Source organism: Streptomyces sp. NPDC001770, from assembly GCF_053596135.1.
In genome coordinates this window covers 105,066-125,310 of record NZ_JBSFFN010000013.1, presented here as the reverse complement: position 1 = coordinate 125,310, position 20,245 = coordinate 105,066, and the positions used below count along the sequence as shown (strand labels likewise).

At 73.4% G+C, this 20,245-nt stretch carries 15 protein-coding genes; 11 read left to right on the top strand and 4 right to left on the bottom strand.

The features are described 5' to 3' along the window. Window positions 1-29: 29 nt before the first annotated feature. Complete coding sequence (locus tag ACWCSV_RS14445) at window positions 30-2,918, bottom strand: LuxR C-terminal-related transcriptional regulator (RefSeq protein ID WP_451141978.1); 2,889 nt, start codon at window positions 2,916-2,918, stop codon at window positions 30-32. A gap of 227 nt (window positions 2,919-3,145) precedes the next feature. Here ACWCSV_RS14445 and ACWCSV_RS14440 point away from each other — a divergent pair, with 227 nt between their 5' ends. The 3 genes from ACWCSV_RS14440 (at window position 3,146) to ACWCSV_RS14430 (ending at window position 6,737) form a co-directional block, all read left to right on the top strand. Then, window positions 3,146-3,814 carry a LuxR C-terminal-related transcriptional regulator gene (locus ACWCSV_RS14440; RefSeq protein ID WP_451141976.1) on the top strand — a complete coding sequence of 223 codons (669 nt, stop codon included), beginning with the start codon at window positions 3,146-3,148 and terminating at the stop codon, window positions 3,812-3,814. A 182-nt stretch (window positions 3,815-3,996) separates the two neighbouring features. Continuing rightward, on the top strand, window positions 3,997-4,689 hold the full coding sequence (locus ACWCSV_RS14435) for a DUF4255 domain-containing protein (protein ID WP_451141974.1): 693 nt from the start codon (window positions 3,997-3,999) through the stop codon (window positions 4,687-4,689). Beyond that, window positions 4,686-6,737, top strand: coding sequence for an ATP-binding protein (locus ACWCSV_RS14430; RefSeq protein WP_451141972.1), 2,052 nt, complete (start codon window positions 4,686-4,688; stop codon window positions 6,735-6,737). Before ACWCSV_RS14435 ends, ACWCSV_RS14430 begins: the two co-directional genes overlap by 4 nt. A gap of 107 nt (window positions 6,738-6,844) precedes the next feature. Here ACWCSV_RS14430 and ACWCSV_RS14425 read toward each other — a convergent pair whose 3' ends face one another. After that, window positions 6,845-8,281 carry a COG1470 family protein gene (locus ACWCSV_RS14425; RefSeq protein ID WP_451141970.1) on the bottom strand — a complete coding sequence of 479 codons (1,437 nt, stop codon included), beginning with the start codon at window positions 8,279-8,281 and terminating at the stop codon, window positions 6,845-6,847. Between the two features lie 198 nt (window positions 8,282-8,479). Beyond that, complete coding sequence (locus ACWCSV_RS14420) at window positions 8,480-10,042, bottom strand: LamG-like jellyroll fold domain-containing protein (RefSeq protein WP_451141968.1); 1,563 nt, start codon at window positions 10,040-10,042, stop codon at window positions 8,480-8,482. A gap of 452 nt (window positions 10,043-10,494) precedes the next feature. Here ACWCSV_RS14420 and ACWCSV_RS14415 point away from each other — a divergent pair, with 452 nt between their 5' ends. From ACWCSV_RS14415 to ACWCSV_RS14400, 4 genes are all read left to right on the top strand, one after another. After that, window positions 10,495-12,099 (top strand): phage tail sheath family protein, encoded by a 1,605-nt coding sequence (locus ACWCSV_RS14415; protein ID WP_451141966.1) that lies wholly within the window; start codon window positions 10,495-10,497, stop codon window positions 12,097-12,099. Window positions 12,100-12,237: 138 nt separating this feature from the next. Further along, window positions 12,238-12,681, top strand: coding sequence for a phage tail protein (locus ACWCSV_RS14410; RefSeq protein WP_327177127.1), 444 nt, complete (start codon window positions 12,238-12,240; stop codon window positions 12,679-12,681). Beyond that, on the top strand, window positions 12,681-13,211 hold the full coding sequence (locus ACWCSV_RS14405; protein ID WP_451141964.1) for a hypothetical protein: 531 nt from the start codon (window positions 12,681-12,683) through the stop codon (window positions 13,209-13,211). The genes ACWCSV_RS14410 and ACWCSV_RS14405 overlap by 1 nt, the downstream gene beginning before the upstream one ends. After that, window positions 13,208-13,366 (top strand): DUF6760 family protein, encoded by a 159-nt coding sequence (locus ACWCSV_RS14400; RefSeq protein WP_266707268.1) that lies wholly within the window; start codon window positions 13,208-13,210, stop codon window positions 13,364-13,366. Before ACWCSV_RS14405 ends, ACWCSV_RS14400 begins: the two co-directional genes overlap by 4 nt. A 644-nt stretch (window positions 13,367-14,010) precedes the next feature. On the opposite strand, the gene ACWCSV_RS14395 is transcribed toward ACWCSV_RS14400, so the two are convergent. Beyond that, window positions 14,011-14,403 (bottom strand): hypothetical protein, encoded by a 393-nt coding sequence (locus tag ACWCSV_RS14395; protein WP_451141962.1) that lies wholly within the window; start codon window positions 14,401-14,403, stop codon window positions 14,011-14,013. Window positions 14,404-16,471: 2,068 nt separating this feature from the next. Here ACWCSV_RS14395 and ACWCSV_RS14390 point away from each other — a divergent pair. The 4 genes from ACWCSV_RS14390 to ACWCSV_RS14375 all read left to right on the top strand — a co-directional run bounded on the left by ACWCSV_RS14390 (window position 16,472) and on the right by ACWCSV_RS14375 (window position 20,230). Further along, window positions 16,472-17,068, top strand: a complete 597-nt coding sequence (locus tag ACWCSV_RS14390; protein ID WP_451141960.1) for a hypothetical protein — start codon at window positions 16,472-16,474, stop codon at window positions 17,066-17,068. Between the two features lie 103 nt (window positions 17,069-17,171). Beyond that, on the top strand, window positions 17,172-17,597 hold the full coding sequence (locus tag ACWCSV_RS14385; protein WP_390958581.1) for a phage tail protein: 426 nt from the start codon (window positions 17,172-17,174) through the stop codon (window positions 17,595-17,597). A 15-nt stretch (window positions 17,598-17,612) separates the two neighbouring features. Next, window positions 17,613-18,335, top strand: a complete 723-nt coding sequence (locus ACWCSV_RS14380; RefSeq protein ID WP_451141958.1) for a CIS tube protein — start codon at window positions 17,613-17,615, stop codon at window positions 18,333-18,335. Next, window positions 18,335-20,230, top strand: a complete 1,896-nt coding sequence (locus ACWCSV_RS14375; RefSeq protein WP_451141956.1) for a VgrG-related protein — start codon at window positions 18,335-18,337, stop codon at window positions 20,228-20,230. The genes ACWCSV_RS14380 and ACWCSV_RS14375 overlap by 1 nt, the downstream gene beginning before the upstream one ends. The last annotated feature ends 15 nt before the right edge of the window (window positions 20,231-20,245 follow it).

Below are 20,245 nucleotides of genomic sequence, written 5' to 3'. Positions count from 1 at the left end.
GAGGCCGGAGCCAGGGGAGCGGCCCCGGCTCAGTCCGAGCCCAGCGAGGTGACCAGCTCGACCCGTCGCCGTATCCCCAACTTCCGGTAGGTGTTCGTCAGATGGGTCTCCACCGTGCGCCGGGCCAGATGCAGCAGGTCGGCGATCTCGGTGTTGGTGTGGCCGTTGGCGGCCAGCCGGGCGATGCGGCGTTCGCTGGCGGTGAGGGAGCGCGCGCCGGTACCGGCCCGGGTGGGGCGGCGGGCGCCGCTCTCCCGCAGGGCCTGCTCCGCGAGGGTGCGCAGCCGTACCGCCCCGAGCCGTTCGGCGCGCTCGACCGCCTCGCGCAGGCATCTGCGGGCGTGGGCGTGCTCCCCGGCGGCGGTCAGCGCCCGGCCCTGCGCGAGCAGTGCGCTGACCAGTTCCGTGCCGACCTCGGTCGGTGAGTCCCGCAGCAGCCGTACGGCCTCCTCGGTCATCCGCAGACCGCGGCGCCCGCCGGTGACCGTGCCGAACACCCGCAGCGCGCGGCCCACCGGGCGCGCGGTGCCCCAGACACGGGCCAGGCGCAGCTCCTCCTCGGCCAGCGCGAGCGCCTGCCCGGGGCTGCCCAGGACCAGGCAGCACAGGGCGGCCGCCGTGCGCCACGGGGTGACGACCGGGCTGACCACCTGGCGTTCGGCCTGGCGGCGCCCGCACTCCAGGAAGTCGTGCAGCGCTCCCGCCGGGTCTCCCGCCGAGGCGCGCTGGAGTCCTCGCGCGTAGAGGAACCGGTTGCGGCCCCAGGAATCGGGCGCCTCCCGGAGGTCGAAGGCGTCCGCGAGCCGCCGCGCCTCGGCCGTGCGGCCCGCCTCCACGAGCCCGGTCAGCACATGGGCGTGCGCGGGGGCGAGCCCGGTGGACCCGGCGACGGCGGGCCCGGCCGGCAGGCGGGTGTACTCGCCCCGGGCGGCCGCGATGTCGGTGCGTACGTTGACCAGCGCCATGTGCATGGGGTGCGGCAGGTGCGGGAGCCGGCCGTCCAGGCCGCGGTCGACCAGCTCCTCGGCCTCGTCGAGTTCGTCGGCCCACTGCGCGACCGTGGCCGCCGCGCCCAGCAGGAACGGTTCGGCCAGCGGGTCGGACGGCTCGGCGAGCAGGACCCGTACCTTCCGCATCGCCTCGTCGGCCGAGGTCAGCCCGGCGGTGGCCGCGTACCGTACGAGCAGCGCCTGGGCGGCCGGGCTGACCAGCTCCGGGGTGCGTTCCGCGGTGGCGCGCAGCCACCGGTAGACCTCGCGGCGGACCGTCTTGTCCTGGTCGGAGAGGAGCACCGTCGCGCTCTGCAGGGTGCTCGCCAGGCCGGGGTGGCCGGCGAGCTGTCCGTCGGCCCTGCGCAGCACCTCCAGGGCCGCGCGCGTCTTGCCGCGCCCGGCGAGCGCGGTGCCCAGGGCGACGGCGGCGCGGACCCGTTCGCGCGGGGTGCCCGCCAGCGCGAGCGCCTCGGTGAACCGGGGGATCGCGGCCGACGACTGGGCGCCCGCGTACTCCAGGGAGCCCAGGTCGGTCAGCAGCCGCTGTCGCTGCCCGTCGGGGAGCGGTTCGTCCAGGGCGCGGCGGAGGTACGCGACGGCGTCGCCGGTCCGTCCGGCGCGCAGGGCCAGCGAGGCGGCGCCGTGCAGTGCGGTGGGCGCCCAGGGCTGACCCACCGGACCGGCGAGCAGCAGATGCCCGGCGACCGTCTCGGCGGGGGCGCCCCAGCGCCGCGTCACTTCGGCCGCCGCCCCGCGCACGGCGTACCGCCGGGTCGCGGGTACGCAGGTGAGGACCGCGTCCCGCAGCAACGGGTGGGCGTAGCGTGGCCTGCCGTCGCCGCCGGGACGCAGCAGGCCCAGCCCGGTCATCGCCGTGAGCCACCCCGTCACCCGGGCCGGATCGGCGCCGGACAGTTCGGCGAGCAGCCGGCCGAGCTCCTCGGCGGCCCGGTCCGCGCCGGTGGCGGCCGTGCGGGGCTGCTCCGGGCTCCTGCGGTCCGGCTCCTCGTCGAGGGCCGCGAGGACGCGCGCCACCTCCGAGGTGTCCGCCCCGGCGGACTCCAGCCACCAGGAAACCGCCGCCACGTACGCACCCGGGTACAGCGCGGCGGCACTTTCGGGCACGGCCGGGAGGGCGCCGGAGGCACCGAGGTCGTCCAGCAGGGCACGGAGCAGCAGCGGGCTCGCCGCGCCCGCCCGCGTACACGCCTCGACCCATGCCCCGGTGGCCGAGGGGAACCTGGCGCGCACCAGGGCGGCCGCCGCGTCCCCGGTGAGCGGGGCGAGGGTGTGGGTGCGGAGGAGGGCGGGTGAGAGGCCGCGGGCGAAGCCCGGTGCGGGCGCGCCCACGTCGTACTGGCTGCGTTCGGCGACCACCAGCAGCACCGGCAGCCGGAGCCGGTCCACGTGCCGGGCGGTCTCCACCAGCCACCGGTACGAGGACGCGTCGGCGAGGTGCACGTCGTCCACGGCCACCAGGAGCGCGGCCTGTTCGGCCTGGGAGAACAGCAACTGGCGCAGCTGGTCGCCCCGTTCACGGTCGATTTGTTCACGGGCGCCCGGTTCGCCGGCTTCCTGTTCCGGGCCGGCGCCCGGTTCGCGGGGGTCCTGTTCCCGGCCGGTGCCCGTACCGCGTCCGCAGCCCCCCGCGGACGGTTCCGGCGCGGCCCCGGAGCGCATCAGGTGCCGGGCGGCGGCGAAGGGGACCGCGGCATCGTCGGGGGAGCAGCGGGCCCGCAGCACCCGCATGCCGTGCCCGGCGGCGGCCTCGGCGGCGGCCTCCAGCACGGTGGTCCGGCCGGTGCCGGTGGCCCCGCGCAGGAGCACCGCACCACCGTGGCCCGCGCGGGCGCGGGCAGCGCGCGTCGCGATCAGTTCTGCCGCACCCCTGTGCTCGCGCGGGTGCTCACTGTAGGGTCCGGACATTCTGTCCCCTCCTCGCGACGGTGGAGAACGGGGCTTTCCCCCGCGTACCGCCCCGGGCGCCGTGCCCGCTGCGGATGGTGCCGTGTTCCGCGGCCACCGCCGATCTCGTGGTACCGCTCGTGGTGTTCCACGATGGCGGGCACCCCAGCCGTTCCACAAAGGTGGATAACGCGGACCCGCCGCCGGACGGAACCGGGTTCCACGCACGCGGACATGGGGGAACTCGGTTGCACAGCGCCACGCGCACCACACAGCCCGGCCCGGCCGACACCGTGGAGCGGATACGCGTCGCGGTGCACACCAGGGACCCGATCTCGCGCGAAGGCGTCCACAGCCAGCTGCGCCGGTACCCGGAGATCGACCTCCGGGACGAGAGCGAGTCAGGCCCCGGCACGGTGCTGCTGCTCGTCGAGGACTCGCTCGACGATGCGGTACTGACCCGGCTGCGCCGGCTGGTGCGCAGCGAGGGCGCGCGGGCCGCGCTCGTGGTGGGCACGTTGCGGGAGGCCGAACTGCTCGACGTCATCGAGTGCGGGGTCGGCGCCATCGTGTGGCGCCACGAGGCCACCGCCAACCGGCTCCTGCAGGCGGTCCACGCGGCCGCCCGCGGCGACGGCGACCTGCCGTCCGACCTGCTCGGCCGGCTGATCACCCAGGTGGGCTCGCTGCACCGCAGCGCGGCAGGCCGGCCCGGCGCCCCCGTGTCGGGGCTGACACCGCGTGAGGTCGACGTACTGCGGCTGGTGGCCGAAGGGTTCGACACCGGCGAGATCGCCAAGAAGCTGTCCTACTCCGAACGCACGGTCAAGAACGTCATGCACGGAATGACCACCCGACTCCACCTGCGCAACCGTGCGCACGCCGTGGCTCAGGCCTTGAGGGAAGGCTACATCTGACCGGAAGGGCAACCGGAGCCGCCCCTGGGGGCGGCACGGTCTGCCCGGCGGACGTCCCGGTGCGACTGCGGGGACGGGCGGCGCGGGAGGCAGGATCGTCCGGGGCGGCCGGTCGGTCACGGCCGCGGGCACGACGGCATGGACGACAGCGGGGCCGGGAACGGCAGGGCGGGAGCACGACGGTGATCCACGAAGTGGACGAGGTCCTCAAGAACCTCCTCAAAGGAGGCGCGTTGAGCGGCTCGGGCATCGACATCGCCCTCGACGCCCCCACCCGGGACTGGGCCGCCCGCCGCAACGCGCCCACCATCAACGCCTATCTGTACGACATCCGTGAGGACGTCAACCGCCGCCAGCGGGGGCACGTCCCCGTGTACGACGAGCGGGACGTGGTCGTCAAGCGCCGCCAGCCCCCGCGCTGGTTCCGGCTGTCGTATCTGGTGACGGCCTGGACGAAGCAACCCCAGGACGAACACCGGCTGCTCTCCGCCGCGCTGGCCACGCTCATCCCGCGCGAACTCATCGCGCCCTCGGAACTCCCGGGCTCGCTGGGTGCGTTGGGCTTGGCCGTGCCGCTCTCGGTGGCCGGTATCCAGACCGAGGCCCGCTCGCTCGCGGAGATCTGGTCCGCGCTCGGCGGAGAACTCAAGCCCTCCCTCGACCTGGTGGTCACCGCACCCTTCCCGGCCTATCCGGAGTACGACGCCGGGCCACCCGTCACCGAGGGCGCCGCGGTCCGCGTGGGCACCATGGACTCCACCGGGGACGAACCCCGGGCCGAGTCGGAGCGTGCGCACCGGCCCCACCAGGTCGCGGCCGCCCAGGAGGCCAGGAAAGCGGCCCGTCGCAACCGCGCCACGGGCAACCGCACATGACCGCCGGAACCCGGCTTCCGCCGCAGGACCACACCGACCACGCCGGGCCGCTCCTCGCCCGACTCGCCGAACTGCGCGAACGCACGGCGCTGTTGGTCGAGTACCGCTCAGCCGACGACCCCACAGCGAACGACCCGCTGCGCGGCCTGTACGTGTCGAAGGAGGCGGTCCACCGCCTGCTGAGCCCGGCGGAACCTCCGCGGCTCGGTGTCGCCGAGCCCGTCGACGCGTACGCCGACCGGCTGACCGACCTCGCCGTCCGGCTCGGGCTGACCGGACTCGACGCCCTCGTCCTGCTCATCGCGCTCGCCCCGGACCTGGACCGCAGCTTCGAGTCGCTGTACGGCTACCTCAACGACGACGTCAGCCGCCGCCGGGCCACCGCGGCGCTCGCCCTCGACCTCTGCGGCATCCCCGTCCACCTCGCCTCCGCACGGGCCCGGCTGCACCCGGCGGCACCGCTGCGCGCGCTCGGCCTGCTCGACGTGGAGGAGCCCGAACGCCCCTTCCTGAGCCGCTCGTTGCGCGTACCGGACCGGCTGCTGGCCCACCTGCTCGGCGACGACGCCCCGGACGCCTCCCTCGCCGGGCACCTCCACCCGCTGGACGCGGGCCCGGATCCGCACGACGGGTCGTACGACGGGCAGGAGGCGCACGGCGAGCGGGAGCCGTCTCCCGACACCGCCACCGGCCTCTTCGTGCACCGTCTGGCCGCCCTGCTCGCCGCCGGTCCGCCGGTCACGGCCTACCTCCGTGAGCGGCGCGAGGGCGACGGACTTCCCTCGATCGCCGCCGCACTGCGCCTCGCGGGCCTGCCGGCCCTGCGGTTCACCGGACCCGAGGACCGCGTGCCCGACCTGCTGCGCGAAGCCCGTCTGACCGGCCGCGCGGTGGTCGTCCAGGGGCTGCCGGACAGGCCGGAGGCGCTGGTACGGCAGCTGGCCGGGGCCACCGACGTACCGGTGCTGATCACCGGACCGCGCCCGTACGACCCGCAGTGGTGCGACACGGACCCGCTGGTCCTGGAGGCGCCCCCGCGCGGTGCCGGTGCGGCCGGTGCCTGGGCGGCGGCGCTCGGCGAGGAGCCCGGCTTCGACCTGGCCGCCACCGTCGCCCCGTACCACCTGGCCGGCGACCACATCGTCCGTGCCGCCCGCGCGGCCCGGGGCCTCGCCGCGTTCGACCAGGGGCCGCTCACCCCCGCCCACCTGCGGCTCGCCGCCCGCCAGCAGTCCGCCTCGGGCCTCGAACAGCACGCCCGGCGCATCAGGCCGGCCGTCGACTGGCGCGACCTGGTGCTGCCCCCCGGCCCGCTCACCGAGCTGCGCGAACTCGCCCTGCGTGCCCGGCACCGCGACCGGGTCCTCGGCGAGTGGCGGCTGAGCGCGGGCGGCGGCCGGGGCCGGGGCGTCCTCGGGCTCTTCGCGGGCGCCTCCGGCACCGGCAAGACGCTGGCGGCGGAGGTCGTCGCGGCCGAACTCGGCCTCGACCTCTACACGGTCCAGCTGTCGTCGATCGTCGACAAGTACGTCGGCGAGACCGAGAAGAACCTCGAACGCATCTTCACCGAGGCCGACCGCACCGACGCCGTCCTCCTCTTCGACGAGGCCGACGCCGTCTTCGGCAAGCGGTCCGAGGTGAAGGACGCGCACGACCGGTACGCCAACATGGAGAGCTCCTACCTGCTCCAGCGCCTGGAGTCCTTCGACGGCATCGCGCTCCTCACCACCAACCTGCGCGCCAACATCGACGAGGCGTTCACCCGCCGCCTCGACCTGGTCGTGGACTTCCCGTTCCCCGACGTCGAACAGCGCCTCGCCCTGTGGCGGCACAGCCTCTCCCACGTGCCCTGCGTGGCGGACGTCGACGTGCAGCCGGTGGCGTCGGTCTTCGAGCTGGCGGGCGGCTCGATCCGCAGCGCCGTGGTGACCGCCGCCTACCTCGCGGCCTCCCGCGACGACCTGGTCACGGCGGCCGACCTGCTGGAAGGCGCCCGGCGCGAGTACCGCAAGGCCGGGCGCCTGGTGCCGGGCGAGGGGACCTGGTAGGCCGCCCGCCCGGCGGCGGTGGTCATGCGGCGGCGAGCGTCGACCGGTTGTGAGCGTCAGCATGCCGTGATCGTCAGCCGGCCGTGAACGTCACCCGGCGGTGAACGTCACCCGGCGGCGGGCACCGTGAACGAGACGGCTTCGAGCGCGCGGGAGTTGTCGGTCGTACCGCCGAAGTTGAAGTCCCCTCGGGGCCCCTTGCACGTGGCGGTCCTGGTCCACTCCGACCCGGTGAACCGGATGTTGTGGCAGATCTGCCCGGAGCCGACGTTGATGGCGAAGCCGGCCAGCACCTCGGCGTCGTCGTCGGTGCTGCCGATGTAGTTGTCCTTGCCGTCGGCGACGATGGCCGTCCAGGGTGTCTTCCAGTGGGCCTGTCCGTCGGTCGAATCGGGGTCGTGCGGGAGGGCGTTGGCGGCGGAGCCGCTGACGCCGTACACGGCGATGTTGAGGGCCGTGAGGGGCTCGCTCCGGCTGTTCCCCGCCATGGCGCCGTCGCAGGCGGGACGCTGCCAGCCCTCGCCCTTGATGAACGCCCGGTAGCAGATGTGCCGGCCCGTGGGGTCGTCCTCGGCCATGAGGTTCACCTCGGTCGCCGCCGTGTCCTCGGGCTCCTTCGGGGCGGTGGATTCCTTGTCCCCGCCGCCTCCGGCGGATGCGTCGGACTTCGCTTCCTGCGTGGGCCGGGGGGCGGGTGGGGCGGTGGTGGGTGCGGGTGCGGGGGCCGGGGCGAGGGAGGTCTGGGGGGTGGGGCTGGGGGCGATGGTGGAGCCGGCTTCGACGAGTTTTTCGGTGGTGCCGCTGGCGATGGTGGGTTTGTGGCCGAACCAGAGGGCGAGGAAGGTGATGGTGAGGGCGATGAGGATGCCGAGGAAGGTGGCGAGCCAGCGGGGGAGGAAGCCGCGTTGGACGAAGGTTCCGTCGATGGGGAGGGGTGTGGTTCCGGAGCGTTGGACGGTGAGGGTGTAGGGGCGTTGTTCTTTGGCTCCGAACCAGATGATTTTGCGGGGTTTGAGGGTGGTGGTGATGAAGGCGGCGCGGCCGGGTTCGATCTGGATGTTGCTGGGGCGGAGTTCGTAGGTGAGTTGGTCGCCGTTGTCGGTGCCGTTGAGGGAGGCGGTGAGTTTGGTGTTGCCGAGGTTGTCGATGGCGAGTCTGGGGCGTCCGCGGAGGCGGCCTTTGACGGTGGGGGGTACGAGTTCGGCGTGGAGTTCGGTGAAGGGGGTGATGGTGAGGTTGCCCTCGGGGACGGTGGTTGCTTCGGGGTGTTCGGTGGGGGTGATGCGGATGGCGTAGGGGTTGGGGCCTGCGGTGGCGTCGGGTGTGCGTGGGGGTGCGAACCTCAGCTCGACCGTGCCGGTGGTTCCGGGGTAGAGGCGCAGGGTGGGTGGTTCGACGGTGGTCCAGGGGGCGATGTCGCCGACGGGTTCGAAGCGGTATTCGTCGACCACGTCACCGGTGTTGCGCAGGCGGAGTCGTACGGTGGTGCTGCTGCCGGGATCGACCGTGGCCGACGCGGGTTCGAGAGAGGTCCATAGGCTCACCCGGCCACGTTAGAGCAGTGAGCCGTCACCCTCATGTGCCCTATGGGTGAACGGAGTTGTCGCCGCCACCGAGAGTGCCCGTCCAGGCGGCCCCGTGGTCTCCCCGGGCAGCCCGTCTGCCCCCGGGTGATGCCCCGCAGGGCATCCCGGGGGCATCACCCGGGCGTATCCCAGGGCATCTCCGCGGACGGGGCGGGCTCAGGGAATCTCGTTGATCTGCTCGCGGGTGAGTGCCTGGTCCCACGCCGCGACCTCGTTGATCCGCCCGTCGAACTTGTCGGCGTTGGCGTCCGCGTACCTGGCCCGGCCGATGATGAAGGCGCCGGTGGTCGCGAACGGGTAGGGGTCCTGCACGGAGCCCTGGGGCGCGCCGTCGACGTAGAGCGTCTGGTTGCCGGTCGCTCCGTCGAAGACACCGACCAGATGGGTCCAGGTGTGCAGGGCCGCCGGATCCAGGGAGAGCGCGCGGTAGCCGATCGCGGCGTTGTCGCCACCGTCCGAGCCTGTCCGGGAGAATGACCAGCGCTTCTCCCCCGGGGAGAACTGCAGGTAGAAGGTGCTGTTGTGCTTCCCGCTCTGGCTGACCGCGGTGGAGAAGTGAGCGGTGGTGTTGAGGTACACCCACGCCGAGATCGTGAAACTGCTGCCCGGCCCGGTGGGCACGACCGGGCCGGTCGAGATCATCTGGCTGCTCGAACCGTTGAACGCTCCGGCGCCACCGTGCCCGTCCGCACCGGCTACGTCGGTCACGGTGAGCGGGTGGGCGCCGGTCTCGTCCTTGCCCAGGGCGCCGGGCCTGACCAGCCACTGGCCGATCGGCTCCGGTACCTCCGGGGGCTTCGGGTCCGAGGAGTCTCCCCCGCCGCCTCCGCCCGATGCTTCGGACTGTGTGTCCTGGGTCGGCTGGGCGGGTGCCGTGACGGGTGCGGTGGTCACCGGTGGCGGGGCGAGGGAGGTCTGGGGGGTGGGGCTGGGGGCGATGGTGGAGCCGGCTTCGACGAGTTTTTCGGTGGTGCCGCTGGCGATGGTGGGTTTGTGGCCGAACCAGAGGGCGAGGAAGGTGATGGTGAGGGCGATGAGGATGCCGAGGAAGGTGGCGAGCCAGCGGGGGAGGAAGCCGCGTTGGACGAAGGTTCCGTCGATGGGGAGGGGTGTGGTTCCGGAGCGTTGGACGGTGAGGGTGTAGGGGCGTTGTTCTTTGGCTCCGAACCAGATGATTTTGCGGGGTTTGAGGGTGGTGGTGATGAAGGCGGCGCGGCCGGGTTCGATCTGGATGTTGCTGGGGCGGAGTTCGTAGGTGAGTTGGTCGCCGTTGTCGGTGCCGTTGAGGGAGGCGGTGAGTTTGGTGTTGCCGAGGTTGTCGATGGCGAGTCTGGGGCGTCCGCGGAGGCGGCCTTTGACGGTGGGGGGTACGAGTTCGGCGTGGAGTTCGGTGAAGGGGGTGATGGTGAGGTTGCCCTCGGGGACGGTGGTTGCTTCGGGGTGTTCGGTGGGGGTGATGCGGATGGCGTAGGGGTTGGGGCCTGCGGTGGCGTCGGGTGTGCGTGGGGGTGCGAACCTCAGCTCGACCGTGCCGGTGGTTCCGGGGTAGAGGCGCAGGGTGGGTGGTTCGACGGTGGTCCAGGGGGCGATGTCGCCGACGGGTTCGAAGCGGTATTCGTCGACCACGTCACCGGTGTTGCGCAGGCGGAGTCGTACGGTGGTGCTGCTGCCGGGATCGACCGTGGCCGACGCGGGTTCGAGAGAGGTCCATAGGCTCACCCGGCCACGCTAGGACGGCACGAGAGCCCGGTCATGTGGCTACGGGGCAGGGGCAGTCGGCCACAAGGGCCGAGGGGGCTGCCTGTTCGGCCATCCGTACTTCCCCGAAGTGTGGCCGTCTGCCTCCGGGTGTGCCCGGGAGGCCCTTTCGGCGGACGGACGTGCCGTGGTAAGCAGAGAACCGGACCCGCAGGAGCGCGCACCCGCCCCGCTCCGGGCACAGACCTGCCGCTCCCCGGCCGATGGGGATGCCGCGCCCGCCCGTAACGGCGGGGCGGGGAGCGGTTGCGCAGCCGGCGACCGGTCCCTCTCCGGCCCGTGCGGGGACCACCGGATGCCCTTGAGGGCAGCGGCAGTGCCCCCGAACAGGTCCCGGAGGACGTTTCGAAGGCCTTTCCGCACGGGCGAGAGTGTGGAGTGGTTCCTGTCTCGTACCCCGAGGAGAGCAGAACATGCCGTCCTATCTGTCGCCCGGCGTCTACGTCGAGGAGGTGGCCAGCGGCTCGCGTCCCATCGAGGGAGTGGGCACGTCGGTCGCCGCCTTCGTGGGGCTCGCGCCGAGCGGTCCGCTGAACGAGCCGACCCTGGTCACCAACTGGAGCCAGTACGTGGCGTCGTTCGGTGAGTTCACCGACGGGTACTACCTCGCGCACTCCGTCTACGGCTTCTTCAACAACGGCGGCTCCGCGGCCTACGTGGTCCGTGTGGGTGGCTCCGCCGAGGGTGCGTCCTCCGACGGCCCGGCCGCCGGCTCCGGCCGCGCCGCCGTGAAGGCCTCCACCGCCCCGGCCGCCCTGGAAGCAGGCGAGTTCCGGCCGCTCGGCGGGTTCTCGGTCGCGGCCATCGCCCCCGGCACCAACGGCGCGCTCAGCGTCGAGGTGACGCTTCCGGAGGACGACAGCCCGGCCGACCGGTTCAAGCTCACGGTCAAGGACGGCGACAAGGCCGTCGAGACCTTCGACGTGTCCGCCAAGAAGGGCGGCCGTACCTACGTCGTCACCCAGGTGAAGGAGCGCTCCAAGCTCATCACCGTGGCCGAGGCCGCGCCCGCCGGACAGCTGGTCCGGCCGGACGCGCAGACGGTGGCCCTCGCGGCCCCGTCGGCCGCCGCTCCCGCCGTGCCCGCCGGGTCCGCCGACGACTCGTACCCCGGAGCCGCCCGCTACCTGGGCGACTCCGCGGACCGCACCGGTTTCGGCGGCCTGGAGGCCATCGACGAGATCTCCATGGTCGCGGTGCCCGACCTGATGGCCGCCTACCAGCGCGGCGCGATCGACCTGGAGGCCGTCAAGGCCGTACAGCTGGGCCTGATCGCGCACTGCGAGCTCATGGGCGACCGGGTCGCGGTCATCGACCCGCCGCCCAGCCTGAACGCCCGTCAGATCCGGGTGTGGCGCCAGGAGACGGCCGGCTACGACTCCAAGTACGCGGCCCTGTACTACCCGTGGATCAAGTCCTTCGACCCGTCCGTGGGACAGTCGGTGCTGATCCCGCCGAGCGGTCACGTCGCCGGCATCTGGGCCCGCAACGACTCCGAGCGCGGTGTGCACAAGGCCCCCGCCAACGAGGTCGTGCGCGGCGCGGTGGACCTGGAGACCCAGATCACCCGCGGTGAGCAGGACCTGCTCAACCCGATCGGCGTGAACTGCATCCGGGCCTTCCCCGGCCGCGGCATCCGCATCTGGGGCGCCCGTACCGTCTCCTCGGACCCGGCCTGGCGCTACCTGAACATCCGCCGCTACTTCAACTACCTGGAGGAGTCGATCCTCCTCGGTACCCAGTGGGTGGTGTTCGAGCCGAACGACCACGCCCTGTGGGCGCGTATCCGGCGCAACATCTCGGCGTTCCTGACCAACGAGTGGCGCAGTGGCGCCCTCTTCGGCCAGCGCCCCGAGGAGGCCTTCTACGTCAAGTGCGACGAGGAGACCAACCCGCCGGAGTCGGTCGACGTCGGCCGTGTGGTGTGCGAGATCGGCATCGCGCCGGTCAAACCCGCCGAGTTCGTGATCTTCCGACTGGCCCAGTTCTCCAGCGGCAACGGAGAGCTGGAGGAGTAGCAGCCGGTCCGGGGGGTGTCCGGCCGGTCGCGGCCGGACACCCCCCGGTGCCCCGGGCTCCAACCCGGTTCTTCCCGAGCCTGGTTGGCTTCACCGCCGTAGCGCCATCCCACAGACCTTCACAAGGACAGCGAACACATGAGTCTCCAGCCGGGTGACGCCCTCACCTCGCACAATTTCGGCCTGCAGATCGACGGTGTCATGGTCGAGTACCTCGCCGAGGTCAGTGGCATGAGCATCGAGCAGGACGTCATCACCTACCAGCAGAACACCCCCAACGGCCAGAACGTGGTCAAGAACATGCCGGGTGTGAAGAAGAACGGCACCTGTACGGTCATCCGCGGTATGACCCAGTCGGCTTCGTTCACCCAGTGGATCAACCAGTCGATCTCCGGCCAGATGACCACGGCCCGCAAGAACGCCTCCATCATCATGATGGACTTCCAGAACAACCCGGTGAAGCGCTACCACCTGCGCAACGCCTGGTGCAGCAAGATCGACGCGAGCACGGTGAAGGCCGGCGAGGCGTCCGCGCTCACCGAGACGGTCACCATCGTGTTCGAAGAACTGGTCATCGAGTAATGCGCCGTTCGGCCGCCAGGGCCGGCGCCTTCGCCCCGGAGCCCGGTGCGGAGACGGCGCAGCCCGCGCCCACCGCCGTACCGGACGTGCGGCCCGCCGCGCAGATCCCGCAGCAGCCGCCGCAGCAGGAGCAGGTGCCGCAACAGCAGCAACGGTACGAGCTGCGCACCGAGTTCGCGTTCCAGCTGCCGCGCGGTTACGTGGACGAGTCGGGCACCGTCCACCGGGACGGGGTCATGCGGCTCTCGACGGCGCGCGACGAACTCGTCCCGCTGCGCGACGTGCGCGTCCAGGAGAACCCGGCGTTCCTGTCGGTGGTGCTGCTGGGCCGGGTGATCACCCGGCTCGGCACGCTGCCGATGATCCACGACGGCATCGTGGAGAACATGTTCGCCTCCGACCTCGCCTTCCTGCAGGACTTCTACCGTCAGATCAACGCGGAGGGCCACACCCGCGCGTCGGTGGAGTGCCCGCACTGTTCCGAACCCTTCGAGGTCGAACTCGGCGGGAGCCGCCTGGGGGAATCGTGACGTACGCGAACGACCGGCTGCACGAGGAGATCGCGTACGTCGCCTACCACTTCCACTGGAGCCTGGAGCAGATCCTGGACCTCGAACACCAGGACCGCCGCCGCTACACCGACCAGATCGCGTCCTTCGTGACGCGCGCAGGCGCGGAGGGCTGAGCCGTGGGGTTCCTGGATCGGTTCACGTCCGGGCGGGCACGTACGGGTGTGAGTACGGGCACGGGTGCGGGCACGGGTGCGGCTACGGCGGCCGGGCCGTCCGAGGGTGCGGCGGAGGCCGCGCGCGGCGGCGCCGACGCGGGTCGGGCGGCTGCGGCCGGGCCGACGGACGGCCGTGCGCCGGTCGTCGCGTCCTGGGCCGGACTGCCGCCGATCCAGCGTGCCGTGGCCACCGGCCCGGCGGGTGTCGCGGACTCCGGGTTCGGTGGCCGGCTGCCGACCTGGCAGAACCCGTCGTTCATGGGCACCGCGTCCCACGCGGTGCTGGACGGCCGGTCGAGCCCGGTACTCGGCGTCGGTACGGGCCCGGCGTCGGCCCGGCCCGTGACCGGCCTCGAACGCCGCGCGGGCGCACTGCCGTTGGCGGGCAACGACGCCACGGTGCAGCGCGCCCCGGCGGTCCCCCTGCGGGCCCTCCCCGCGCGCCTCCCGGGCGCGCCCGGACAGCCCGCATCCGCACCGGGTTCCGCGGGCCCGGGTTCCGCCGTCCCGCACCCCGCCGTCCCGCGGGCGCGCACCGGGCGACCGGTGACGGCTGTGACTCCGGCTGCGACTGCGGCTCCGGTTCCTTCTGGCCCGGCCGTTCAGCGGAGCACCTCGCCGGTCCCCGGCTCGGGTGCGGGGGCGGGGACGGTACGGAGCAGCGCCGCGACGACCGGTCCCGGCCTCGTGGACGGGCCCGCCCCGGCCTCCGCCCCGGTGCCGGCCCCGGCCCCGGTGCCGGTACGACACGCCGGTGCGGCCGGTCCCGGGACCCCGGCGGTGCCCTCCTCGCCGCGTGCGGGTCTGCGGGTGACGCCGGTCCCGGCGAGCCCCCCGCCCCGGCCGACACCCCTGACCCGGGCGCAGCCCGGTGCGGCGGTGCAGCGGCGGTCCCTGCCGATCGCGCACCGGAGCGCGGCCGCCACGGGCGGCGCCCCGGCGAGCGGCGCCGCGCGGACGTCCGGCCCGGCCTTCGGGCCCCAGGTCCGCGCCACCGGTGCGGCCTCCGTCGCCGAACCGCCCGCCGCCCCGGCGCGGCGAGCGGCCGCACCGCGTGAAGGCGGTACGGCGGGCGAGGCTTCGGGCGGAGGTTCCGGCCCGACGGGCCCTGGTCCGGCAGGTTCTGGCTCTGCGGGTTCGGGTCCGGCGGGCTCTGGTTCTGCGGGTTCGGGGTCTGGTCCTGGTGCTTCCGGCCGTACAGGTTCCGTCCCGGTGGTGCAGCGGTCGGCCGTGCAGCCGTCGGCCCCGCAGCCCTCGGCCGTGCGGCCCTCGGAGGCACAGCCGCCGGTGGTGCAGCGCTCGGCCGTACCGCCGACTCGGCGTGCGGCGGGCCCGGCGTCCGCGGCGCCGGCCGTCTCGGGAGCACCCGCAGCACCCGCGGTGCCGGTCGGGGATGCCTCGGCAGGGCCCGTCGGCCCTGGCAGCGGCCCCTCCCCGGCGGGGGGTGCGGGGCAGCGTGGACGTCGCGGGGGCGTGGGCGCCCCGGTCGGCGGGGACTCCGGCCCCGCCCTGCCCCCGGTCGCGCCGACTCCGGTCGCGCCGACTCCGGTCGCGCCGTCTCCGGTTGAGCCGACCTCGGTCGCGCCGGCCCCTCCCGCCGGTGGCGACTCGGGGGCGGCGCACGGTGGTGCCTCCGTCCGGCGCACGGTGGCCGATGAGGTTCCGGTGCGGCGTGCGGTGACGGCTGATGCTCCGGCGCAGCGCGCGGTGACCGGTGAGGTTCCCGTCCAGCGGGTTGCCGCCGTGCGGAGCGACGCCGGGGGAGAGCGGCCCGCGCAGGGCACGCCTTCACCGCGGTCGCCCGGGACCGTTCCCGGAGCCGTCCTGCCCTCGGCGTCCCCGGTCGTGCCCGACGCGAGTACCGCAGGGCCGCTGCCCGTCGTCCAGCGAGCGCCCGACACCGCCCGGCCGCCCGCATCGTCGCCGCGGCCCGTCGGCGGTCCGACGACCTCACCCCCTACCGCTCCTGCGGCTTCCGGCGCCACGCCGACGCCGACCGCGGCGGGCGGCCCCCGCTCCTCTTCCGGGGCACCGTCCGGCGCTCCGGCGGTTGCGGCGTCCGGCCCGGCGCCGGTGAATCCGCCGGTCGCCGTGCAACGCGCCTCCGCCCAGCCGGGCACCCCGGCACCCGGACCCGCCCGGCCCGGTCAGTCGTCTCAGCCGGCCCAGTCGGCGGGGCCTGCCTCGTCTCCCGGGCCCGCCCCGGCGGCCGGCCCGGGACCAGTGCGGGAGTCCGCCGCCGCGGCACCGTCCTCCGCGCCCGCGTCCGGCGCAACTGCCGATGCCGGGAGCCCCGTTCGGCCCAGCGCCCCTGTCGTCCAGCGGGCGGCGACCCGCTCGGGCGATCCGGTACGGGCCGCCGGACCCTCCGTCGTTCCGCCCGTCCGGGGGAGCGCTGTCCGTCCGCCGTCCCGTGCGGGCCTGGGGGCTCCGATCGCCTCGGCACCTCCGGTACGCACTTCCGCTCCGGCCCCCGCTGTCCAGCGGGCCGTGGCCACACCGGCCCCGGTCCCGTCCGCGAGCGCCAGCCCGGTCCCGGCCCAGGCCCCGGTCCCGGCCCAGGCCCCGTCCCCGGCTCCGGCGACTCCGCGACGCTCACCCCTCGGTACCCCGATGAGCGCCGTGCCCACCGATGCCGTGCCGATGTCCGCCCAGCCCATGCGACCCATGCCGCCCGCGCGTACGCCCCAGGCTCCACCGGCCGCACTCGCCCTCCCGCCGGTCCCGCCGCTCCCCTTCGTGCAGCGGTCACCGGCGCGGCCGCAGGCTCAGGTCCCGCAGGTCCAAGTCCCGCACGCTCAGGTCCCGCAGGCTCAGCCTCCGCGGCCCGGGACCCCGCACTCCCCGATCCCGCACCCCCCGATCCCGCACTTCCCGACACCGAGCCCCCTGCCCCCGCAGTCCTCGGTCCAGCGGGCCCAACTCCAGCCTTCCCGAGCGCCGTTGGCGCCTCTGCCTCTCCCGGTAGCCCCGCCCCGCTCCGTGCAGCCTCCGCTTCCGACCGGGCCGCTCCCGACCGGGCCGCTCCCGGCCGCGCCGACGCCGACCGGGCCGCTCTCGACCGTGCTCCAGCGCAGCGTCGCGGCGGCTCCCGCGAAGGCGGTGCCGCTGCGTCGCCCGGTGTCGGCCCCGGGCCAGTCCGCGGCCGGCGGTTCCTCCGCCGTGGCGCCGCTCGCGGCCCCTGCCGCGCACGCGGCTCCGGCGGCCCCGATGCCGGTCGTCCAGCGGTTCTGGGGCAAGCACTCCAAGAAGGCCGGAACCGCTCCCGCGCACTCCGCCCACTCCGGCTCGTCCGCGATCGGCAGCCTCGCCGCCGCCGCAGCGGCCACGGCCGCCGGCCCCCTCATGCACACCGCGCCGCCTCCCCGCCCGTCCGGGCCGCCGCCCTACACGCCGTCCGGGCCGCCGCCCCCCTACACCCCCGCCTCGGCCTCGGGGGCGCACGTACCGCCTCCGAACGTCCCGCCGTCGTCCGCGCACGCCACGCCCCCGCCGGAGTACAGGACGGTCCCCGAGGGTGCGTTCGACCCCAAGGAGCTCACCGAGTTCCAGCTCGACGCCCTGGCGCACCAGCTCATCGGCCGGATCACCCGGCTGATCCGCACCGAACTCCGGCTGGACCGCGAGCGGATCGGCAAGCTCCGCGATCCCCGCCGCTGACCGCCACCGACAGCCACGGGCCAGCCGGCCCACGGCCGGCACCGCACAGAGAAGCCGCCCGAAAACCGCCCCGCACGCACGACCGAGAGAAAGGTCCGCCGAGATGCCCTCCAGCCTGGACCCGGGCTCCACCATCTGGTTCTCCCTCAGCATCGACGGTGAGAGCCTCGGCTACTTCAACGGGTGCGAGGGGCTGTCGTCCGAGGTGGAGATCGAGCACCACCAGGAGGGCGGCAACAACGGCTTCGTGTGGGCGCTGCCGACGCGGGTCACCTTCTCCACGATCCGGCTGACCCGCCCCCTCACTCCGGACACGGCGAAGGTCGCCAAGTGGATCTCGTCCGTGCAGACCGGGATCACCCGGCCCACCGCGCAGATCGCGGCGCTGCGGGCGGACGGCTCGGAGGTGGCCAGCTGGGGGCTGATCGACGTGCTGCCGGTGCGGTGGACCGGGCCGACCCTCGACCCCGGGAGCCCGGCCGTGGCGACCGAGGTCCTGGAGATCGTCCACCACGGATTCACGAACTGAGAGGCGGCCGACACCATGGCCAAGGGCAGCAAGGGCGCCGGCAAGAGCCTCGTACGCGCCAACCTGGCGATCCACGAACCTCCGGTGGGCGACAGCATGACCCCCGGCGGGATCATCGAGACCTTCGCCTTCGACTTCAACCCGGCACAACTCTCGCTGAGTCGCCGCGCGTTGTGGACGGCGACTCCGGCGCAGATCGAACGTACCGGTGCGAAGCCGGAGTTCATGGGTGTCGAGGCGATGCAGATGGGGCTGGAGATCTTCCTCGACTCCTCCGACAAGCCGACCGGCAACACCGTGCTGAAGAAGGTGGAGTCGCTGCTCGACTGCTGCGAGGTGACCCTGCGCAGCATCGGCGCCAAGAAGCCCTCGCCGCCGTGGGTGGTCTTCCAGTGGGGGGCGTTCTCGACGGTCCGGTTCACCGCCTACATCAGCTCCGTCGACGTCTCGTACACGGTCTTCGGCACCACCGGTGTCCCCATCCGGGCCACCGCCCGGTTGCAGCTGACCGAGATTCCCAGCAAGACCAGGGGCCAGAACCCGACGTCCGGCGCGCTCACCGCGCAGCGCGTCCACCGGGTCGTGGCGGGCGACTCGCTGCAGTCGCTGGCGTGGCGGGAGTACGGGAGCGCCGCCGCGTGGCGGTCGATCGCGCAGGCCAACGGCATCGACGACCCCCGGGTCCTGCCGCCCGGCACCGAACTGATCATGCCGTCCGCAGAGGAGGTGCGTGGCTGATGGTGCGCGCCGCGTACTCGAGTGTCGTCGACGTCCTGATCGGCGGCGCCAAGGTGCCGCCCGATCTCACCGACTCCCTGGTCGAGAGCCATGTGGACCAGGGGATGGGCGTTCCCGCCGCGTTCCGGCTCACCTTCCGGGACCCGTACCGGACGATCCTCGGCAAGCTCGGGGTCACCTTCGGCACCAGTGTGGTCATCACCCCGATCGCCGACGGGCACGGTGCCGGTGATCCGCTGCTGACCGGTGAGGTCACCGGCCTTGAGGTCGACTACGACGGCACCGGCACCTTCGCCGTGGTCCGGGGCTACGACCTCGGGCACCGGCTGCTGCGCCGGCGCCGGGTCACCGCCTTCCGCAACCAGACCGCGTCCGACATCGCCCGGAAGCTGGCCACCCAGGACGGGGTGCCCATCGGGCGCATCCAGTCGACGAAGACGGTCTACGAGTTCATCAGCCAGTCCAACGTCACCGACTGGGACTTCCTCGCACGGCTCGCCGACGAGAACGAGATGGTGATGTCCGTCGACGCGAAGGGCACGTTCCAGTTCGTGTCGCCCAAGCCGTCCTCCGGCGCGCCCTCGCCGAGCACCGACGGCGACAAGAGCCCCTTCGTGCTCCAGGCCGGCCACGACATCCTGCGGCTGAGGGCCGCCGTGACCGCAGCCGACCAGGTCGGCAAGGTCGAGGCGCGCGGCTGGGACGTCACGACGAAGAAGGAGCTCACCGCGGTCTCCCCGGCGCTCTCCAACCCGGCCATCGGGATCGGAACGACCCCGGGCGCCGCCGCCGGGAAGTTCGGTACGGTCCCGCTGGTCGACACGGGGACCCCGTACGACAAGCAGGCCGAGGTGAAGTTCGCCGCCGACGCGCTCGCCGACGACATCACCTCCTCCTTCGCCGAGGTGGAGGTCGTCGCGCGCGGCAACCCCAAGCTGCGGCCGGGCATCCCGGTGGCCCTGGCCGACGTGGGCAAGCCCTTCGAGGGCAAGTACACCGCCACCTCGGTGCGCCACCTCTTCGGCGACGGCAAGCACTACGAGACCTGGGTGACGGTCAGCGGACGCCAGTGGCGCTCGCTCTACGGCCTCACCTCCGGCGGCTCGGAGACCGCGCCCCGGCTGCCCAGCGTGGCCAACGCCCTGGTCACCGACGTGAACGACCCGTTGAAGCAGGGGCGCGTCAAGCTGCGGTTCCCGTGGCTGGACGACACCTACGTCAGCGACTGGACGCGCACCGTACAGATGGGCGGCCTCGCCGGTGGGGGGATCTTCCCGCTGGACGTCAACGACGAGGTGCTCGTCGGGTTCGACCGGGGCGCCCTGGACCACCCGTTCGTGATCGGCGGGCTCTACAACGGCAAGGACGTGCCGACCCCCGTCAAGGACGTACCGCTGCACGACGCCACCCGGCGGAAGGCGGCCCGGCACACCGTCTCCGACCGGGACGGCAACCGCATGGACCTGCTCAGCCAGAAGACCGGAGGCCGTAAACAGGGCGTCCGGCTCGCGTCCGGGGACCAGCAGCTGACCATCCATCTGGACCGGACCAACACCGAGATCGTCGTGGACAGCAAGGGCACGGTGAAGATCAAGGGCAGCCGGTCGGTCTCGGTGGAGGCCGGCACCGACCTGACGCTCAGCGCACGGCGTGCACTGACGATCAAGAGCGGCGGGCCGCTCAGCATCAGCGGCGGCGGTGCGGTCAACGTCAGATCCGCGGGTGAGCTGGGACTGAACTCGGTCGGTGTCCTCAACATGAGCGCCGTGGGTGCCGCGATGCTCACCGGCGGCGGAACCGTGCAGGTCACCTCGGCCGTCAACACCACCATCAAGGCCCCCACGGTCCTGGTCACGGCCCCCGTGTTCCTGGCCAACGACCTCCCGGTGATATGAGCGGGAACCGCAACA

Bases quoted from the DNA above. Each gene is read 5' to 3' on its own strand.
- ACWCSV_RS14375 (WP_451141956.1), top strand. From the start codon at position 18,335: ATGGTGCGCGCCGCGTACTCGAGTGTCGTCGACGTCCTGATCGGCGGC.
- ACWCSV_RS14430 (WP_451141972.1), top strand. From the start codon at position 4,686: ATGACCGCCGGAACCCGGCTTCCGCCGCAGGACCACACCGACCACGCC.
- ACWCSV_RS14415 (WP_451141966.1), top strand. From the start codon at position 10,495: ATGCCGTCCTATCTGTCGCCCGGCGTCTACGTCGAGGAGGTGGCCAGC.
- ACWCSV_RS14410 (WP_327177127.1), top strand. From the start codon at position 12,238: ATGAGTCTCCAGCCGGGTGACGCCCTCACCTCGCACAATTTCGGCCTG.
- ACWCSV_RS14445 (WP_451141978.1), bottom strand. From the start codon at position 2,918: ATGTCCGGACCCTACAGTGAGCACCCGCGCGAGCACAGGGGTGCGGCA.
- ACWCSV_RS14405 (WP_451141964.1), top strand. From the start codon at position 12,681: ATGCGCCGTTCGGCCGCCAGGGCCGGCGCCTTCGCCCCGGAGCCCGGT.
- ACWCSV_RS14380 (WP_451141958.1), top strand. From the start codon at position 17,613: ATGGCCAAGGGCAGCAAGGGCGCCGGCAAGAGCCTCGTACGCGCCAAC.
- ACWCSV_RS14385 (WP_390958581.1), top strand. From the start codon at position 17,172: ATGCCCTCCAGCCTGGACCCGGGCTCCACCATCTGGTTCTCCCTCAGC.